The sequence below is a fragment of the Cellulosimicrobium cellulans genome, from assembly GCF_001722485.1.
Classification (GTDB): domain Bacteria; phylum Actinomycetota; class Actinomycetes; order Actinomycetales; family Cellulomonadaceae; genus Cellulosimicrobium; species Cellulosimicrobium cellulans_A.
Genome location: NZ_LWGL01000320.1, coordinates 1 through 1,565, shown reverse-complemented (window position 1 = coordinate 1,565; position 1,565 = coordinate 1). Strand labels below are relative to the sequence as shown.

The window sequence follows — 1,565 nt, the reverse complement described above, 5'->3', positions numbered from 1 at the left end:
GCGTACCCCACGCGCAGGCGGCCGCGGCCCGCGCCCGCGTCGCCGTCGGCCGCGTCGCCGGCTGATGGCCCGGGCACGGGTGCGGGGGAGAAGACCGCCGGGTCGACGCCCAGCGGGACGACCGCGACCTCGCCGCGCGCGCCCTTGTCGCGCACGATGCGCCCCGCCTCGGCGTTGCACACCGAGATCCCGGCGGCGCCGCGCAGCGCGATCGCCTCGAACCACCGGAACGGCCACGGGTAGCGCTTGCGCAGGTTCTGCGCGGAGTACAGCAGGTAGGGCGGGGCGGGACGGCGCGACAGCAGAGCGCGCAGGCGGCGCAGGAGGAGGACCTCGGCCGTCGCGAGGGCGAACGGCTCCTCGTGCACGTCCAGGACGTCCCAGTCCTGCCCGAGCGCCCGCCACAGCGGCCGTGGGTCGTAGACGAACAACGCCGGGTGCGTGCCCAGCGTCCGCACGCCGCGCACCGGCTCGCCGGGCCGCGGGACGAGCCGCACCGGGACCCCGCCCTCGTCCCACGTGCGCGCCGACAGCAGCCGCACGTCGACCCCCGCGGACCGCAGCTCCCGCTCGCGCTCGCGCCAGGCGTCGACCACGGCGCTGTGCGAGACGCGGAGGACCCTCATGTGGGAGATTGTCCACCAGGACACGGCGGATCCGGCAGGATTCCGCCGATTTCACCCCGCCCGGACGGGACCGGGCGACGGCGACGAGAGGCCCCGATGAGCCACCCGAGCGAGACGAGCGCGCCGGCCGGCGCCGGCGACCCGGTGCTGACGGTGTCGGTCGTCGTCGCGACCAACCGGGGCGGGGAGTTCCTCGCCGAGGCGCTCGCGTCCGTGGCCGCGCAGACGCTGCCCGCGGCCGAGCTCGTCGTCGTCGACGACGGTTCCCCCGAGCCCGAGGCGCTGCGCGCGATCGTCGCCGGCGCGCCCGGGGCGCGTCTCGTCCGGCGCCCGCCGTCCGGGGTCTCCGCGGCGCGCAACGCGGGCGTCGCCGAGACGACCGGCGACCTCGTCGCCTTCCTCGACGACGACGACCGGTGGCACCCCGAACGGCTGCGGCGGCACGTCGACGTCATGGCCGCGCGGCCCGACGCCGTCGTCAGCTACTGCGGGATGCGCACGATCGACGCCGCCGGCACCCAGCTCGTCGCGGCCGACCAGCGCCCGGCGCACGACCAGGCGGACGTCGTGCGCGGCCCGGGCGTCATGCTGCCCAACCTCGTGATCCGTCGCGCGACGTTCGACGCGGTGGGCGGGTTCGACCCGGCCTACCGCCAGGGCGAGGACCTCGACCTCGTCCTCAAGGCCGCCGCGCTCGGCCCGTTCGCGTTCGTCGACGACGTCCTCGTCGACTACCGGCACCACCCCACCAACACGACGCGGTCCCACCGCGACCTCGCCGCGAGCCTCCGCACGATCCTGCGCCGCCACCGCGCCGTGGCGCTCGCGGGCGGGCGCCGCGACCTCCTCGACGCCTACGACGAGCGGCTGGCCGCCAACGACCGGTTCGCGTGGTGGAGCGCGGCCCGCGCCGCGCGGCGCGCCCTCGCCGGGAGGCGC

At 77.4% G+C, this 1,565-nt stretch carries 2 protein-coding genes; one reads left to right on the top strand and one right to left on the bottom strand.

The genetic code is table 11. The annotated features are described in order from the left end of the window. The coding region (locus JZ5iCDA_RS17410) for a glycosyltransferase (protein WP_139123225.1) at nt 1–626 on the bottom strand (626 nt) is incomplete at its 3' end. A 96-nt stretch (nt 627–722) separates the two neighbouring features. Between JZ5iCDA_RS17410 and JZ5iCDA_RS17405 the strand changes: the two genes are divergently transcribed. After that, a partial coding sequence (locus JZ5iCDA_RS17405) for a glycosyltransferase family 2 protein (RefSeq protein ID WP_069388232.1) occupies nt 723–1,565 on the top strand: 843 nt, incomplete at its 3' end.